Annotated in this window: 13 protein-coding genes; 4 read left to right on the top strand and 9 right to left on the bottom strand. The window is 42.9% G+C overall.

The genetic code is table 11. The features are described from left to right. The first annotated feature begins 165 nt into the window (after positions 1–165). The gene (locus G630_RS0113990) at positions 166–597 is read left to right on the top strand and encodes a flavodoxin (RefSeq protein ID WP_022763230.1); all 432 of its coding nucleotides are present in this window, start codon (positions 166–168) and stop codon (positions 595–597) included. A 172-nt stretch (positions 598–769) separates the two neighbouring features. Here G630_RS0113990 and G630_RS0113985 read toward each other — a convergent pair whose 3' ends face one another. The 5 genes from G630_RS0113985 to G630_RS0113960 all read right to left on the bottom strand — a co-directional run bounded on the left by G630_RS0113985 (position 770) and on the right by G630_RS0113960 (position 5,787). Next, entirely contained in the window at positions 770–2,866 is a 2,097-nt protein-coding gene (locus G630_RS0113985) for a heavy metal translocating P-type ATPase (protein ID WP_026498946.1), read from the bottom strand. Positions 2,867–2,872: 6 nt separating this feature from the next. Then, positions 2,873–3,124 (bottom strand): DUF6110 family protein, encoded by a 252-nt coding sequence (locus G630_RS0113980; RefSeq protein WP_022763232.1) that lies wholly within the window; start codon positions 3,122–3,124, stop codon positions 2,873–2,875. A 147-nt stretch (positions 3,125–3,271) separates the two neighbouring features. After that, a complete protein-coding gene (locus G630_RS22015) occupies positions 3,272–3,523 on the bottom strand; it encodes a FeoC-like transcriptional regulator (protein WP_044959391.1) in 252 nt (83 codons plus the stop codon). Between the two features lie 24 nt (positions 3,524–3,547). After that, positions 3,548–5,563, bottom strand: coding sequence for a ferrous iron transport protein B (gene feoB, locus G630_RS0113965; protein WP_026498945.1), 2,016 nt, complete (start codon positions 5,561–5,563; stop codon positions 3,548–3,550). Beyond that, the gene (locus G630_RS0113960; RefSeq protein WP_026498944.1) at positions 5,560–5,787 is read right to left on the bottom strand and encodes a FeoA family protein; all 228 of its coding nucleotides are present in this window, start codon (positions 5,785–5,787) and stop codon (positions 5,560–5,562) included. Before G630_RS0113960 ends, feoB begins: the two co-directional genes overlap by 4 nt. 119 nt (positions 5,788–5,906) lie before the next feature. Here G630_RS0113960 and G630_RS0113955 point away from each other — a divergent pair, with 119 nt between their 5' ends. Further along, positions 5,907–6,266, top strand: a complete 360-nt coding sequence (locus G630_RS0113955) for a heavy-metal-associated domain-containing protein (RefSeq protein ID WP_026498943.1) — start codon at positions 5,907–5,909, stop codon at positions 6,264–6,266. Positions 6,267–6,391: 125 nt separating this feature from the next. Continuing rightward, positions 6,392–8,113, top strand: a complete 1,722-nt coding sequence (locus G630_RS0113950) for a leucine-rich repeat protein (RefSeq protein ID WP_026498942.1) — start codon at positions 6,392–6,394, stop codon at positions 8,111–8,113. Positions 8,114–8,208: 95 nt separating this feature from the next. Here the strand turns inward: G630_RS0113950 and G630_RS0113945 are convergent, their stop codons facing one another. The 3 genes from G630_RS0113945 to G630_RS0113935 form a co-directional block, all read right to left on the bottom strand. Then, positions 8,209–10,521: a leucine-rich repeat protein gene (locus G630_RS0113945; RefSeq protein WP_026498941.1), complete on the bottom strand. Its 2,313-nt coding sequence runs from the start codon at positions 10,519–10,521 to the stop codon at positions 8,209–8,211. A gap of 17 nt (positions 10,522–10,538) precedes the next feature. Beyond that, positions 10,539–11,843, bottom strand: coding sequence for a leucine-rich repeat protein (locus tag G630_RS0113940; protein ID WP_081667961.1), 1,305 nt, complete (start codon positions 11,841–11,843; stop codon positions 10,539–10,541). Positions 11,844–11,932: 89 nt separating this feature from the next. After that, positions 11,933–13,078, bottom strand: coding sequence for an ATP-binding protein (locus G630_RS0113935; protein ID WP_196805798.1), 1,146 nt, complete (start codon positions 13,076–13,078; stop codon positions 11,933–11,935). 225 nt (positions 13,079–13,303) lie between these two features. Here G630_RS0113935 and G630_RS0113930 point away from each other — a divergent pair, with 225 nt between their 5' ends. Continuing rightward, positions 13,304–15,088: a sensor domain-containing diguanylate cyclase gene (locus G630_RS0113930; RefSeq protein WP_026498938.1), complete on the top strand. Its 1,785-nt coding sequence runs from the start codon at positions 13,304–13,306 to the stop codon at positions 15,086–15,088. Between the two features lie 81 nt (positions 15,089–15,169). On the opposite strand, the gene G630_RS22010 is transcribed toward G630_RS0113930, so the two are convergent. Further along, a partial coding sequence (locus tag G630_RS22010) for an InlB B-repeat-containing protein (RefSeq protein WP_044959389.1) occupies positions 15,170–17,224 on the bottom strand: 2,055 nt, incomplete at its 5' end.

Below are 17,224 nucleotides of genomic sequence, written 5' to 3'. Positions count from 1 at the left end.
TTGCTAACATTCTTCTCAAATAAAAACCCGCCTATCATCGGGATTTTTTGTCACTTGTTTACATCGTGATAAATGTTATCAATTACCTCTCTTGATTATTATGTTAGCATTTGCTAACTTATTTTGCAAGGAAATTTATTTGTTAGATGAAAGGATGGAAAAAGTATGAGTAAAGTTAAAGTAATATTTTGGAGTGGGAGCGGGAACACTCAGGCAATGGCAGATGCTGTTGCAAACGGAATAACAGGCGCAGGCGGCGAAGCAGAAGTAGCTTCCTTCAGTTCTATCAGTCCTGCTGATGCAGCAAGTGAATCAGTTATAGCTTTCGGATGTCCCGCCATGGGCGCCGAAGTTCTTGAAGAGAGTATCGTTGAGCCCTTCATGGCAGACTATGAGACCAAGTGCAGTGGCAAGAAGGTTGCACTCTTTGGTTCCTACGGATGGGGTGACGGTCAGTGGATGAGAGACTGGCAGGACAGACTTGTAGCTGCCGGAGCTTCAATTATCGGCGGCGAAGGTGTAATCGCCAACAACGCACCGGACGATGATGCAATCTCACAGTGTGAAGACCTTGGAAGAATGCTTGCACAGGCGTAAAGCGCACTAATCCTTCATACATGTTTCTTCAAAAAGAAATGAGACCGGAAACGATCATTTTAGATCCTCCGGTCTCATTTCTTTTTTAACTTATTGTTTTTTATACCCTGTATACATTGTCAGCAAAAAACAAATTACTGTAGCCCAAGCGAAAAACTTATGGTAATTCATGTTACCCCCTCTCATTATCTTCTCCTCTCAGGTTCGTCATACTGTGAAGCCCCAGCGCTATGGTTGAGCCGTTATGCAGCGTAGCGCTCGTGGCAGGTGTTATGGTTCCAAGAAGTCCCAGCGCTATAAGCCCCAGGTTGAATCCCACAACAAAGCGATAGTTGAAATGAATTCTCTTCATTAAGAGTCCGCTGAGTTCCTTCAAGGTAATAAGTTTGTACAGATCATCCTCGGATATCATCACATCCGCAATTTGTCTTGCAAGCTGTGCGCCTTCACTTATTGCAATGCCGCAGTCCGCTTCCGATAGAGCCGGTGAATCGTTGATTCCGTCTCCGATCATGACAACCGTATGACCCTTCGCCTTTTCCTGCTGAACAAATCCTGCCTTCTCCTCAGGCAGAACCTCAGCATAATATGAGTCAACTCCTACCTTCTTAGCTACTCTTTTAGCGATATGTTTAGAGTCACCGGTCATCATGACGATGTTCTTAAAGCCTGCCTCATGCAGTTTTTTAATAACATCCGGAGCTTCAGGCCTAAGCGGATCCTCCAGGCAGATTACTGCCGCGAGCTGTCCGCCTATAGCCAAAAACAGCCTTGAATAACGCTTTGATATATTATCAAGCTTATCCTGCTCTCCTTCAGGAATAGTGCACGCTTCATCTTCCATGACAAAGTGCCAGCTTCCGATTACGACCTTCTTATCCTCAATGGTTGATGCTATTCCATGAGCAACGACATATTCCACTTTGCTGTGCATCTCATTGTGCTCAAGCCCTTTTTCTGCAGCCTTTGCAACCACGGCATTCGCAATGGAATGAGGATAATGCTCCTCGAGACATGCCGCTATCCGAAGCATCTCGTCCTTGTCATTCCCTGAGAATGTGACTACATCCACAACCTTCGGAGTAGCCATAGTAAGCGTTCCTGTCTTATCAAAAACGATGGTATCCGCATCAGCGATAGCCTCAAGGAATTTTCCTCCTTTTACGGTGAGGTGGTTATCCTGACACTCACGCATAGCTGATAACACGGTTACCGGCATCGAGAGCTTTAGTGCACAGGAAAAATCAACCATTAGAACCGACAGCGCCTTCGTTACATTTCTCGTCAGGAGGTATGCTAGAACAGTTCCTCCGAGAGTATATGGAACAAGCCTGTCCGCAAGATGCTCAGCCCTTGACTCTACGCCTGACTTAAGCTGCTCAGACTCCTCGATCATCTTGATGATTTTCTCATATCTGGTTGCACCGGATGCCTTTTCTACTTTCAGGACTATATCGCCCTCTTCGATAACCGTGCCGGCATAGACATAGGCACCTTCCTTCTTTTCAACAGGAATACCCTCTCCGGTAAGTGTCGCCTGGTTGACCATTGCCTCTCCGGCAACCACGGTTCCATCAAGCGGGATTACGCTTCCGACTCTAACGGAAATCTCATCACCCGGAACCACCTGATTTATCAGAACCTGAACCTCTACTCCGTCCTTTTTAAGCCATACTCTTTCCGACTTAAGCGCCATGCTTCTCGCGAGGTCGTCTACAGATTTCTTATGAGTCCACTCCTCAAGCAAATCTCCTACTCCCAGCAGGAACATGACAGAGGATGCGGTCTCATAATCACCTGTTAAAAGTGAAACCGTTATGGCAGTTGCATCAAGGACTGAAACCTCGAGCCTCTTTTTCTTAAACAGGCTCACCAGTCCTTTTTTGATAAACTTCAAAGCAAGGATCCACGCTTTTATCCTTCGAAGAGGTGATGGCAGAAATACTCTGCAGCCATAGTGAATAACCACATTGGTTATGAGCTTTTCTTTATAGGATGCCATGAGTTCACGCCCGGTATTTTCCGGAACAAGAGCCTTCACATCCTCCGAATCGGCATCGAATTTCAGTATGCTCTCAAGGAGTTCTTCCCTGTCTCCCTTATAGACAACTACTGCATCCGCGCTTCTCTCATAGACGGTCGCCTTTTCCACCCCGTTAAGAGAAAGCAGATAGTACTGTAATCTATCTGCCTCTTCGAATGAAAACCGTCTCTTGGGCATGGAAAAGCGGATTCGGCCGTTTATCTCATGTTTTATGACTATTTTCATGTGTTATTACTCTCCGACTACGACGTCTTCCTTAGCCTTGCGCTCTTCATTGATTTCTTTAGCTTCCGCAAGGACATCTCCGCAGTTCTCCTGAACCTTGTTCGCGGTATCCATCACGCACTCTTTAGCACGAAGTACTGCTGCTGTTGTATGTGTGTAGCACTTCTTTGCATCCTTACTGGATAAAACTTTAATACCTGCTGTTCCGAAAAGAACTCCGCCTAAAAACCATGCACAATGCTTCCAATTCTTAATCATTTTTCCAATCTCCTTCTTTGTTAGCAAAATCTAATTGTCCGTATATGAAAACAAACAAATGCAAGATTCCTCCCGCATTTGTTTGCTTTTTAAGCATATCATAATCACATAGCCGCTGATAGCTTTGTACATGATAATTTTTCTCGATTAGGCCTGCTTTTTCAGGACAATCTCGTACATCTCTCCCATGTTTTTAAAGCCATCCTTTGGAGCACATTTGTTGCAATCTCCGCCGCAGCCTCCGCTGCAGCAGGACATATCCACTCTGCGGATTATCCCCATATGCTCCAGATATTCTATCTGTCTTTTCACATCCTCCACAGTCGTATGAAGTTCGATGGCCAGAAGCTTTTCGGTCCTTGCATGCCCGTCACTTAGAAGTTCTATCAAATCCCTCATTTTTATCCTCGCAAAACAATTAAATCAGAAAATTAAAAGCCCGATATGATAAGCCACTGCCGCAAGGAGAAGTGCCGTGAAGGTATAATACAGTGCTATTCTTGCAGTCCACTTAACCGAATAGGTCTCCTGGAAAGTAGCGGCAAGAGCCACAACGCAGGGCATATTGAAGGTCATGGCAAAAATGAATGCCAGCGCTTCAGCTTTTGATACGTTTGAAAGCAAGATCTCATTCAGATTGGAAGCTGCACCTGCTCCGCTCATAGCATCATTGAATGCTGTAGAAAGGTTTCCGCCTGTGAAAAGAGCACTGATTACGCCAATCGCACCCTCTTTTCCTACAGCAGAAGCTATGAATGCTATAAACAGCTGCCAGCTAAGACCGAATATCTTGGTTACGGGCTCTATTGCTGTACCAATGCGGTATAGAATCGGCTGTGTTCCCGGAATAAACGTGTAACTAAGGAGCCAGAAAACGCCGCACACCAAAAGAACAACACTTGCTACACGCTTAAAGGTATCACCTGTTCTTCCAAGAACGTATCTAAGGAGCGCCCCGATCTTCGGCTTATGATAAGGCGGAAGCTCCATGATCATTCCGTATCTGTCACTCTTTTGAACCAGTTTTCTTCCGAATATCTTAGCTGTTACCCACATATGAAGAATCATTGTAAGAAGTATTACCACAATGACAAGTACCGCGCCGGGTCCAAAGAAAACTGCCGAAAGCATAGGTATTACCGCCCATGCTGCTCCGCAGGGAACCGCCCAGGCAAGCGCAATAGTCAGAACCTTCTGTCCCCAGTTATCGATTACTCTTGCTCCGGCAGCGCCACCCATCGTACATCCAAAGCTTACAAGAAAAGGCATAACCGATTTTCCCTGGAGTCCCAGTTTTCCCATAGTATTGTCAAAAACATAGGAAATGCGTGCCATCACGCCCACTTCTTCCAATAGTCCGAATACAAGTGTTACTCCGAATACAAATCCCAGCATCTGGACAATATATGAAAATGACTGGATTACTACAGTGCAAATTATCTGAATCAGAATATCAGGAGCTCCGGCTGATGTCAGAGCAGAAGTAACCGGCGCTTTCAGTGCCGCAATACCCTGACCTATTCCCATAAAAGGAAGTGCCGGGATGAAAGATGCGATAAGTCCTAAGAGAACAGTAAGGATAACCGCCGGTTTTCCCCACACCTTGCTTAAATAAATCTTATCTAGTTTGCTAAGCGCTATATTTTCCTTTTTGGAAGTTACACACCCATCCAAAATCTCGTCTATCCACTTGAACTTACTGCTTCCGGTTGCAATAGCTCCCTGACTCCTGTCACATATATTTACAACGTTGGTGTAATTCTCATGTGTCAGCTTGGCCTTCAATAATGAAAGAACCTGTTTATCCCCTTCAAGAGCCTTGACTGCAAGCCACATCGAGGTATATCCGGGTATAAGATTGTCGGGAATAAGTTCCTTTAAAAGAGAATAACCTTCAATCTTTTCATACTCGCTTTCAAGTGCAGAAACGTTGATCTTTGCCTTTTCCTTAACGGCACGCTCCATTATCTCGTAGTATGGTTCGTACTTCTTACCTTCTGTAGCAGAAAACAGAAGCACCGGAATTCCCAGCTTTTTCTCAATAGCCTTAACATCAATGGACTTTCCCTGATCCGAAGCCACATCCGCCATATTAAGAACAAGGAAGCTCGGCACATCTATGCCCGCATAGTCTGCTGTCATGAAAAGACTTCTCTCAAGCTGTGAGCTGTCCGCAAGAATGCATACGACATCGGCTTTTCCTGAGGATATGTACTCTCTTGTAATAAGCTCTTCATCGGAATTGGCTGTGAGACTGTATGACCCCGGCAGATCCGCCACAGCACATTCCATACCTTTATAAGAAAAGCTCCCTTCTTTTTTCTCAACAGTCTTCCCCGGCCAGTTGCCTACATGCTGCCTGAGACCTGTAAGAGCATTAAAAAGCGTCGATTTTCCGGAATTAGGCTGCCCGAGCAGTGCTATAGTAGCTGTACTCATACTGCCACCTCCCTTACCTCAATGCCCATACATTCATTTCTGTTAAGCGCAATCATTGTATCTCTTGAGTAAATCAGCATTGGCCTGTTTTTATCATTCCTGATGACCTTGACGGTGCATCCCGGAGTAAGACCTATAGATGTAATCCTGCTCACAAACCTCGCATCCCCCGACAGTTTCTCAACCACTGCCTGCTTATTCATAGAAAGCTCACTCAGACTCATACTTTCCTCCTTCATAAAAAATAAAGTTAGCTTTAACTAACTATTTATGTTAGAATAGACTAACCAACAGTTCAATATTACTGTTTGAGAATATTTATCAGTTAAAGGAAGAAATACAGATGTCTAATATTTTTGCAGCTATAATCATTGTGGCAATCATAGCTTTCTCACTCAGAGGATCAATCAAACACTTTAAGGGCGAGGGAGGCTGCTGCGGAGGTGGAAACTCAGTGGTTAAAGAGCCCGATAAAAAACTCGATAATCCCGTCATCGGCAAAACCACTCTTAAGGTTGAAGGTATGCACTGCGAAAATTGCAGAAACAGAGTAAAGCGCGTGATAAACAGTATCGAAGGAGCCTCCTGCAAGGTGAACCTGAAAAAGGGGCTTGTCGACATTGAATATGACAGGGATATTGATAACGACATATTCATTAAAGCTATAGAGGACCTTGATTTTCATGTTGTTTCTACTCTGTAGTCTCATCATGACTCAGCAAAAATTAACGAAAAAAAGCAAAAATTCGTCGTCCAAAAACAACTATTTTATCGAAAAATAAGTTATAATTATCCCGAAGAAAGTTTTTTTTGACGGGAGGTTATAACATGATAATGAAAAAAAACAATTCTATTCGTAAGAGGGTGCAGTCTGTCATAATCGCGGCAGCCATCGCTCTTACAATCATTCCGGGGACATTTGCCATTGCCAAGCCTATCACAGCACAGGCAGCAACAGAGTCTATAGTCAATTCACTCAGCGAAAACGAGAGAAAGATCTACGACGCTTATCAGTATCTGGATACCAGGATCAAAGAGAAAGATGTCGAGATTACCGCTAAGAACAAATCCGAATTTGATTCAGCCGGATTCTATACAATGTATACCGGCGCTGAGGAGAGAGTTAAGTACTCAGCAGATGATTTGAAGTATGCCCGCCGCGCTTATATCTATTCCAATCCGCTTGAGATTGCAGGCGCCATGGCACAGATCAAATTCCTAACCATCAAGGGCAAGGACAACAAGTATTCCTGCTACGCATACCTTCAGAAAACCGGTGATAACGATTACACCGGCGAGACAAAGGCACTCAAAAAGGCAATCAAGAAAATCATGAAGAACATTGACGAGGACACCAACTTTGTCATGGAACTCCAGTGCTTCGACATGGTTATCAACAATACCACTTATGCAAAGATTGCAATCGACAACAAGGATCTGAAGAATACAGCATATGGTGCATTAGTTCAGCATCGCGCATCAACACAGGGTTATGCCCTTGCATTTGCTGCACTTCTTGATGAGCTTGAGATCAACAACGACATTCTGTTCAACAGCTACAGATGCTGGAATCAGGTAAAAATCGGAACCAAGTGGTATGAGACTGATCTTGTAGCCTGCGATAAATCCACAAAAGGAACTGTTGATTATACCTGCTTCAACACTTCTCAGAAGAAGATGAAGAGCTATGGTCTGACACGTGTGGACTATTGCACAAAGTTCCGTGAGTCAAAAGGATCCAATTCAACAACAAAGAGCAAGCTCCAGAAATACAGTGAGGAAATGTTCAAGGATTCCAAGAACTTTACACTCGGAGTTCTGAACCCGGATAATTCCGTAACACGTACTACTCTTCTTAGCACAGAGCAGACAGTTACACTTGTTCCTGTTTTCATTGACAATTCATCGATGCTCAACTGCAGCATGATTCTTAAGAGTCTGACCATCACTACCAACCCTGCAGAGAGCGCATTTACCTGGACTCAATGGACACCCAAGACACCTAAAATCACACTTACAAAGAATGGTCCGGGCGCAAGCAGAGTTCTCAGTGTTGTAATGGTCTATGATGACGGCACAAACGAAGGTACAACCATTTCCTTCAACGTTAATCTTGTTGATCAGGATAACACAACCGGAAGCTTTATTTACAAGGTTATAGATGATGATAATGTTTCACTTGTAAAGTGCACCAAGAAAACAATAAAGAATGTAAACATCCCTTCAACTGTTGCAGTTGACGGAAAGAGCTATAAAGTTTCAAAGATTGAAGCAAATGCCTTCAAGAAATGCTCAAAGCTCGAAACAGTAATGATCGGTGCAAACGTTAAGGAAATCGGTGCAAATGCCTTCTCCGGCAAGACCAAGCTCATCAGAGTTGAAACTCAGGGCTACGTTCTTAACACCTTAGGAAAAGATGCATTCAAATCAGCTGATGCAAACACCCTCTTCCTTCTCAAATCTACAAGCTACTCAAAATACAACAAGCTTGTTAAGAAGATTAAAAAGGCAGGCGGTTCCAAGGCTGTTTATAAGTTCAGAAAGTACTAATACATAGAGGCGTATCCGCCGAATACACAGCATATAATAAGAGCTGCACTCCTAAATCATGGAGTGCAGCCCTTTTCTTTATCCTATTATTTTATTTACTTCACAGCAGCATTTGTCTGCTTCTTTATATTTCTTACAAGCTTCTTTTTCGCCTGCCCCTTAACTCCCTTTACGGAAATAGTTGCCCCTTTGTGAAGCTTTCCGAAAGCTTTCTTACCAATGGTCAGCGATTTATTAGCCTTTATTGTAATCTTCTTTAGCTTCTTACATCCGTAGAAGGCTTTCTTTCCAATCGTCTTAACATCAGAGCCAACCGTCAGGCTCTGTAGCTTCTTATTGCCCTTGGCTGCGCTATCTGCAATCGCTGTTACAGGATATGTAACGCCACTAACTGTAACTTCGTTTATTGAAGCCTTCTTAACTGCTCCAATCTTAGTAACTGTGGCATTTCCATCAGTACCGATATCATAAGTAATGCCATCCACATCTACAGTCACAGGAAGCGCTGCGCTGTCTATGGTTTTTGACTTGGAATTGCTCTTACCGGGCTTTTCTTCGCCATTACTATTTCCCGTCGCATTCCCGTTTTCCGGATTACTATTATCACCGGGATTATCATCCACGTATTCTACATGCTTAAACTGATCACTGTAGGATTTCCCAAGTTTCTCAGCCTTGTAATAATTCATGCCATTATCATCAGCAAACAGATTACCACTAAACACCGCTTTCGTCTCATAATCTGACATTTCCGATTCGAAAGTTATTACATAGACGTAATTTGCCTTGGGATCAAGACCATATATCTTACAATTTGTGTAATAAGTATCAATATAAATACGATTCCGCTTAGTCATCCTGCGTGCATCATCATAGCTGCCAATAACATCTCTCTCATTATAATATTGGGGAAGCTTAGCGTAGCCTATCATTATTCGCCAATCAGAATACTCAGTTTTAGTCCTAAGCTTGGCAAAATGCTCTTTCATAAAGGGTTGTGAATAATAAGCATCGAGTGTCTTACTCCAATCAAGATAAGCCTCTTTCCCGTTTCGCTTTACCAGCACATCATACATGAACGGACTTTTCGCCTGTCTATCCTTTAATTCCCAGATATCATAGGTCCCGTTATCTCCCTCAGTGAATATTTTATTTTTATAATAATAGCAAGTGGGAGTATTGTAGTTTTTGCCTTTTTTTCCACACTTAAACATTACCAGATAATAGGTGTCGCTCTTAAGATTCTTAAAAGTATAGCTCTTCTTCTTGAAGTCTACCGTAACCTGATGAGCATCAGCTTTTTTCACAGCTTCTCTGACATTCGGACCAAAATTATGTATCGAACCATATTGCTGTCTGTCTTTATCCGGGTCATAATTCTTTTCTTCAACAAGTGAAAGACATATCTTCTTCTCGCCCTTTGCATTTACTATCGTATAACTCTTATCGCTTGGATTATCCCATTTTATTGTAATTGAATCCTTTGTCGATTCTATTTTGAAAGGGTTTGAGTCACTTATTGCATAAACCGAGGCGTTTTTTATATCCTCACGATAGTCTTTTACCGGCTTAGGTTCAGGCGCCTTGTAAAGATCCGAATCATCATGGTTTTTCGTCTTTACCCCCTGCACCAATGAATAAACATGATACTTCTTAGTGGTCGTTTTTCCTGAATTATAATATGACGCAAATACATCAAATCCAAATACAACAGTATATGAATGTTCCGGTTTAAGTCCTCTCAAAGAATAATTGGCCTGATTTGAAATCAGCGTATATTCACCTGTTCCGGCCCTATTCTTCGCTGTTTTAATTGCAGCATCTTTCCCATCTGCTTCATCAGCATAACCAGCAGTTACGTTTCTGATAGAACAAGACGCGGCGCCTTTTTTTTCATTGTCTTTTTCTATTTCCGAGAAAAGGCTCTTTAAATCGAAATCCGCAGTGGTTCCTGTAGTTCCCATAACAGATACTTTTCCGGAAACAGCGTCACCTGAAGTATATACCTCTTGCAAATAGTAATGTCTATAGCCATTCCCGTTCGAGGCTCCTTTAAATGAATGCTTCAAAGTGAGCATCATATAATAACCTGTACCCGGCTTAAGGCCTTTAAGAGTATAGCTCTTCTTCTTAAAATCAACAGTTATTTCCTTTTGTTTATTAAATTTATCCGAATCGTATGGAAGTGGCATATATTTTATATATGCTTTTTCAAAATTCCATGAAGTTACGCCCTTCTGTTTCCACTCATTCATCAGTTCCTGATAGTCATCACTCCAGTCAACCGTTATGGCATTATCTGTGGTATCCGCAGCGTACATTGCCTCTGCCTTTAACGGAAATACTATAACGCCAAGAAAAAGTGCCGCCAAAATCCCCCAAATTACTCTGTTCAATTCTTTTTTCATATCAATGATTTCCCCATTTATTTCTTTATATTAAGCTTATTCTGCTTCCCTCTTAAGCCTTTAGCCTTTATTACCGCATCCTTGTTTATCTTTTTAAAAGCGCCTTTTTCAATCTTAAGTGCTGTATTCGGCTTTATATTAACCTTCTTTAATTTCTTGCAGTTGTAGAAGGCCTTCTTTCCGATCCTGGTAACATTAGATCCGATTGTTACGGATGTCAGCTTCTTATTGCCCTTTGCTGCTCCATCTGAAATAACCGTCACAGGGAAAGTCATTCCTTTTGCAATAACGGTATTGATATTTACTTTCTTTACATTTCCGATTTTTCTGACAGCAGCGCTGCCACTCGCATCTATATCATAAGTGATTCCGCCCTCGGTAACTGTCATCGGAAGTTCTATTGAAACGCCGGTATTGCTTTCTACACTTGGCGTATCTTTTGATCCGGATTCACCTGACGTACCCGATGTGCCGCTTCCACCATCGGTCGCTCCGGGCTGTACCTGACCCTCACCGCCATTTGTATTAGTGGCTTCGCCTCCCTCCGGCCAGGGATTTGGAGTATCCCAATTTCCGGGTCCGGGATCTTCTCCTTCATCAGGGTCACCGGGTTCCGGATCGGTGATGTTTTCTACAGCCTCCAATTTAATAACAACCGGATCCGAATTAGCTGTTGTTTTCATATCATTGGTCATATTTCGAATCTCAAGCTCATACTCGTAGGCTCTTGCATCTACCAAAAAACTGGTGGCACCCGCGCCGACACTATAGCTTGCTCCCGAAGAGTGGGCTACGCGGCCATAGCCATCATTTTTACAAGTTATCTCGAACTGCTTTTTACCGTTTTTCTTTACAATTCTACGTTTTATATCCTGTGGCATTGGAGCCTTTTTAGTTACGTTTACCGTATAGGGTTTTGAAACCACACAATTGCTATCCTTTTTATAATCCTCGATAGTCTCGTAAGATACCGGCATCTTACTTAGCGAACCGATGACATAAAAGTTCACCTCTCCAAGATATATATAATTGTGGTCTATTGCCGTACTGGTCAAACTATGTGTATTGGGCACAGACTCATAATTATTTCGACTATGATAAATAGTATGAAGTTTTCCCGACTTCTCCTTACAGGTTATTAAAAGAGTGTAATAACCGGGAACTTGATTGGAATAATGTACCCAAGTACCCGAAAACCCCAAATTTGTAGCCGGATTAATTGTAGTTGCTGCTCTGGAACTGATGGATGAGTACCCAAATAAGACGATCACACACATCACAGATGCGATGATCATTGACAGACCCCTTTTTACTTTTTTCATAAATGATTTCCCCAAAATCCTTTCTATAATATATTCCCTCAATTTATGATTATAGCACTAACAAAATAAAAATGACAGATACTGATTTCTCAATATCTGTCAAGGAAATGATGTTTTTCGCCATCTGCTGTTTTGTAGGCAACTATCGCATTAAGGTGGACATTCTCAACGCTCTTAAAAATATTAGCCTCTATGAAGGGGCTTCTCTCACGAAGCTCTGCGATAAGCTCCTTTATCTCAGCACGCTTACTTCCCTTCTCGGTACCGCCGCAGCTTGCACAGCTCTCTGTGAGGCGGCAGGCGCAGTTGATGAAGGTCAGATTATTGTATTCTCTCCATTTTTTAATGCTCTCCTCGCGAATCAGATAGAGGGGCCTGATGAGTTCCATGCCCTCAAAATTCGTGCTGTGAAGCTTGGGCATCATGGTCTGGAACTGCCCGCCGTATAGCATTCCCATGAGAATCGTCTCGATAACGTCATCGTAGTGGTGCCCAAGGGCAATCTTGTTGCAGCCAAGCTCCTTAGCCTTACTGTAAAGTGCTCCCCTTCTCATTCTCGCGCACAGATAACAAGGCGATCCACTCTCATCAGCCACGATATCGAAAATATCCGAATCAAAAACGGTTATCGGAATCTGCATGAGCTTAGCATTATTAAGGATCGTGGTGTAATTGATGTCGTTGTAACCGGGATTCATAACCAGGTACACCACATCGAAATTCTTCTTTCCATGCTTTAGAAGTTCCTGGAAAAGTTTTGCCATCAGCATTGAATCCTTACCACCGGAGATGCAGACCGCAATTTTGTCGCCGTCCTTAATGAGCTCATAGGTGTTGATAGCCTTTGTAAACTGGCTCCAGAGGTCTCTTCTGTACTTCTTGATGATGCTTCTCTCAATTTCCCTGCAGCGCTTTTCCTGCTCTTCTTCATCTGAGAGCTGGTGCTCTATGGTGTATTTATAATAGCTGTAAATTCCGCTCTTTATGCTGTAAATCTCATATCCCTTGGGTGATAGTTCCTCGCACAGCTCATCCGAGTACTTTCCGGAGTAGCAGATAAGATAAATCGGCTCATCCTTCGGGAGCTCATCAATTCTTTCCCTGAACTCTTCCCTCGGAATATTCACAGCCTCCGTTGGCGAGTTTTTCTCAAATTCTTCGCTTTCCCTTATATCTATGAAAAGCTTCTTCCTGTCATCCGACAGCATTTCTTCGTAGGTCTTTGTATAATTCATTGGCACTTCTCTCTACATATAGAAAGGGAGCCTAGCAGCTCCCCAAACTGTTACATCTTTTCATAATTGTACCATAATTATCTTTTTGTGGAACCTTTATTCAAGCATCCTGTTTACTCTTTTTTAATAAATAGGGCACAATTTACAACTATTATGAAAGTTGTTATTGTTATAAACTTATATATTAAGAGGATGCAAAAATATTACTCATGAGGGCCTAATGTTTTGAAACAGATCCTTGTTGAATTAAAAGAAATGCCCGAACTCAATATTCAGGTTGAAGAAATAATAAAGACCTGGGAATCCGGCAAATATAAGCAGGTACTTTTTCATATTTACAGCGGTATGGAGGCGGAAAAGTTTACAGCTTATGCTGCGAAGAGACTTCAGAAGCTGTTCCCTGAAGCTGATATCGTAGGTACTATGTCAGCCGGAGAAATTATGGACGGACACCTTATCAAAAAAGGTATCCTTATTGGCGCGCTATTTTTAGAAAGCGCAACGGCAGAAGTATTCCGCTATGACAATGTTAAAGGAAATGAACCCTCTGTCGGCCGAAAAATAAGAGAGCAGCTAGACAGCATTCCAGAGATTAAAGCCGCAGAGCTCTTACTTCCCGGTACAGAGTTTGATACCAAAGAATTATTCGATGAAATTGATGAATGTGACAAATCCATAAGGATTTTTGGCGGCTATTCAGGCGGTCATACGATGAATTCTCCGGTGCACTATGTGTTCGATGCAAGCGGAATTATGTTTGATTCCATACTGGTAACAACCTTTGCCGGCAGCGATTTTCATATAGATATAGACAAGGTTATCGGTTGGGAGCCTCTGGGAGTCCCCTTCACAGTTACGAAGGCAGACGGACACAAGTTGATCGAGCTGGATAACAGACCTGCTTCCGGGATCTATGAAAAGTTCCTTGAGATTGACAGGCGACTTGATAGTAATGCTAAAGAAGGATATACTTTCCCTCTTCTTGCAGAATATAACGGCGAAGAGTGGCTAAGAAGTGCCATTCACATAGAAGAGGACGGTTCTCTTAATATGCACGGCTCCGTAATGGAAGGGATGGATATCCAGCTTTCCTACGGAAATCCCGCATCAATCGTTAAGCAGGTTAATGAGCGACTTGAAAAGGTTCACGATTTTAAACCGCAGGCAATTTTCATTTATTCCTGCATCGTCCGAAAGGCGTTCTGGGAAAGATATGTTGATCTGGAGCTAAAGCCCTTCGGCCAGCTATGTTCCACTACCGGTTTCTATACCTGGGGTGAGGTCATTCGCGATACAGAATCGGGGGAGATTGTTGAACACAATGTAACGCAGCTTTCCATAGCTATGCGTGAAGGGGAGCCCTCGGATGAAGAACTGCCCGAGGTACAGGTGGATGATTCCATACTAAAAGGGCCTGCTGCGCAGATGAGAAGGCTGACAAGTCTTGTTTACACGACCATGGAGGAACTCCAGAAAGCACAGAAAGACCTTCAGGTATTAAATGAAAAATTAAGGCTTATGGCAGAGAGAGATGCTCTCACCGGTCTTTTCAACAGGGGAAAGACTGAGGATATTATCTACGATTTTCTTGATGAAACAGCCAAAAATGGCACTCCACTTAGTCTTTTGATGATAGACATTGATTACTTTAAGAGTGTGAACGATGAATACGGCCACCAGACCGGTGATAAAGTATTGAAGGAAACTGCAGCCCTTTTGGATGATGCCGCGGGCGGCGTTCCAGATGGGCATGCGGGAAGATGGGGCGGAGAAGAGTTCTTCGTCATACTTCCAAATACCGGAAGTGAAGATGCGATGTCTATAGCTGAGGCTCTTAGGAAAAGAGTAGAAAACCACGATTTTCCCGGTGTCGGACACCTTACCATAAGTCTCGGAGTTATTACAGTTAGTAAACGTGTAAATGCAAAGGATATGTTCCTTCGAGTTGATAAAGCATTGTATGACGCCAAAGAAGGCGGCAGAAACTGTATAGTGAAAGTTGAAATGTAAAACCATTAACGTAGGAAACCCCCACCGCTTAGCGGTGGGGGTTTCCCATTGGTTAGATATTCAAATTCCTGTCGGAATTTTTTACTGTTGTTCTTCCTCTTCCTTACGTTTCTTACCTGTTACAAGGAGTGTTGCTACTGCTCCGGCTGCGATAAGAAGAACGATTATTCTGGAAGTGTTGGTGTTGTCGTCGGTTCCTCCACGTCTTGCGCCAAGTACCTTCTTCTCTTCTTCCTGGTCTCTCTTTGCTCCGAGAACTGCCTTATCATCAGCGGGATTTCTCTTATCTCCGAGTACCTGAGGATCACCTGTGTTGTCGTTATTGTCGTTGTTATTGTTGTCATTATTTCCGGGTGTATTACGACGTCTTCTAGGTGTATCATCGTCATCATCATCGTCGTCATCGTCAGGTGTAGGCTTCGGATCGGGCTTAGGATCAGGCTGAGGATCGAGCTGTTCAGGATTCTTGGTAACAATACTGTAAACCACGATATCTGATGCAGGCATTATCATCTTCTGGCTTTCAGCGCGAACATCCGTCTTACCTGTAATGAAATCTGCAACATCACCAAAGAAGTTTAGTATCTTTCCAAGTGTTGAAGGAGTTTCCTTGGCAACTTTTTCCATATTCCAAAGGCCGAAGGTGTATCCATCTACTGTCGGAAGATCAGGACACATAAACTCTTCACCGCTCATAGCGGTTCTGTTATGTGTTGCAAGCTCTGTTACAAGTGCATCCCAGTTTGCGGGTTTCTCAACACCCTCTGCAAGTCTGTATTCATAGGTAATGTTATAAATAACTGCCTTGAACTTAGCAACAAAGGTTGTATCTTCATAAGTTGTGTAGTAAGCGTTCGGCTCACCTGATGTGTAACCGGCTGCATTGTCTATGTTCTTTTCATTCTTATTAAGATAATCCCTTGCAAGGTCCTTGCTAAGAGTCTGCTCTGCGCCTTCAATCTTTACTAATGTTTCAGAGCCATCTTCATTCTTAACCTTCTTGTACCAGCCCTCGAACTCATATCCGTCTTCAGGAATAGCTGTTGAACCGGTTATATTTTCGAACGAACGAAGCTTATCTGACTGGTCACCGGGTGATGCAGTTCCGCCCTTTTCGCCGATGTAAAGAACGTGATATACTTCATCGCTTTCTTCAAATACGGCTATGAAATAAGTATCCTCATAGAGCTCTGTCTCAGGATTAATATTGAGGTTATTTGCTATAGTCGTGGCATCAAGGACTTCCTTATCGGAAACAACTATCTCTGTTCCCATAGGATTCTCAGGTGTCTCCGGACCATACTTAATCCATTTAACAAATCTGTATCCCTTGTCAGGTATAGCTGTTGAACCTTTTATCTTATCTGTTGTGCGCTGTACAAGATTCGTATCTTCCTTATTCGATACAGCACCGTTTCCTTTAGCATCATAGAATACGTTGTAATTTGCAGCCCACTGAGCATAAAGGATATCATCGCCGGAAGTTAATCTGTATGTACCTCCGTTATTGTATGCTGCTCCAGGATCATTGTCTGAAGGATTTGCAACCGTATTCCAACCATTGAAAGTGTATCCCTCTCTGGTGAATTCGTTATCGCTAATTGTTACATCACCTTCCGCAATTCCGGTTGTGGGTTTCATCGTACCCTCACCGCCATTAGCATCATAGGAAAGCGTATCTTCCCAGATTGCATAAAGGACGTCTTCCTTATCTGTGAGTGTATAAGTACTGGTATTCGGTTTATAACTTACACCGGTTCCATCATCCTTAGTATTCCATTCAACAAATGTATAACGTGTTTCATTAAAGGTACACTCTTTTACTATAAGTGATTCACCAATCTCACCTGAAGTTACACTTTCATCTCCGGTTCCATTGTTTGCCTTATAGGTAAGGGTGTCTTCCCAGATCGCATAAAGGACGTCATCCTCATCCGTGAGTGTGTATGTATTACCAGGCTCATATGTTGTTCCCTGTCCATCAGCCTGTGTATTCCACTCTTTGAATTTGTAGGTGCCGTTTGTGAATGTATCGGCTGCTCTTACTGTAAGTCCTTCGCCGATTTCTCCCTTATCAACAATATCCTCTACAGCTGCACCTGTATTTGCCTTATAGGTAAGGGTGTCTTCCCAGAT

The sequence above is a fragment of the Butyrivibrio sp. WCD2001 genome, from assembly GCF_000424485.1.
In the GTDB taxonomy this organism is placed as follows: Bacteria; Bacillota; Clostridia; order Lachnospirales; family Lachnospiraceae; genus Butyrivibrio.
Note: the sequence above shows the minus strand (reverse complement) of the source record. Positions and strands in the feature narration are given on the sequence as shown.

Coding starts and splice junctions, on each gene's coding strand:
- G630_RS0113990 (WP_022763230.1), top strand. CDS start 166: ATGAGTAAAGTTAAAGTAATATTTTGGAGTGGGAGCGGGAACACTCAG.
- G630_RS0113980 (WP_022763232.1), bottom strand. CDS start 3,124: ATGATTAAGAATTGGAAGCATTGTGCATGGTTTTTAGGCGGAGTTCTT.
- G630_RS0113940 (WP_081667961.1), bottom strand. CDS start 11,843: ATGAAAAAAGTAAAAAGGGGTCTGTCAATGATCATCGCATCTGTGATG.
- G630_RS0113960 (WP_026498944.1), bottom strand. CDS start 5,787: ATGAGTCTGAGTGAGCTTTCTATGAATAAGCAGGCAGTGGTTGAGAAA.
- G630_RS0113945 (WP_026498941.1), bottom strand. CDS start 10,521: ATGAAAAAAGAATTGAACAGAGTAATTTGGGGGATTTTGGCGGCACTT.
- feoB (WP_026498945.1), bottom strand. CDS start 5,563: ATGAGTACAGCTACTATAGCACTGCTCGGGCAGCCTAATTCCGGAAAA.
- G630_RS0113935 (WP_196805798.1), bottom strand. CDS start 13,078: ATGAATTATACAAAGACCTACGAAGAAATGCTGTCGGATGACAGGAAG.
- G630_RS0113985 (WP_026498946.1), bottom strand. CDS start 2,866: ATGAAAATAGTCATAAAACATGAGATAAACGGCCGAATCCGCTTTTCC.
- G630_RS22015 (WP_044959391.1), bottom strand. CDS start 3,523: ATGAGGGATTTGATAGAACTTCTAAGTGACGGGCATGCAAGGACCGAA.
- G630_RS0113955 (WP_026498943.1), top strand. CDS start 5,907: ATGTCTAATATTTTTGCAGCTATAATCATTGTGGCAATCATAGCTTTC.
- G630_RS0113950 (WP_026498942.1), top strand. CDS start 6,392: ATGATAATGAAAAAAAACAATTCTATTCGTAAGAGGGTGCAGTCTGTC.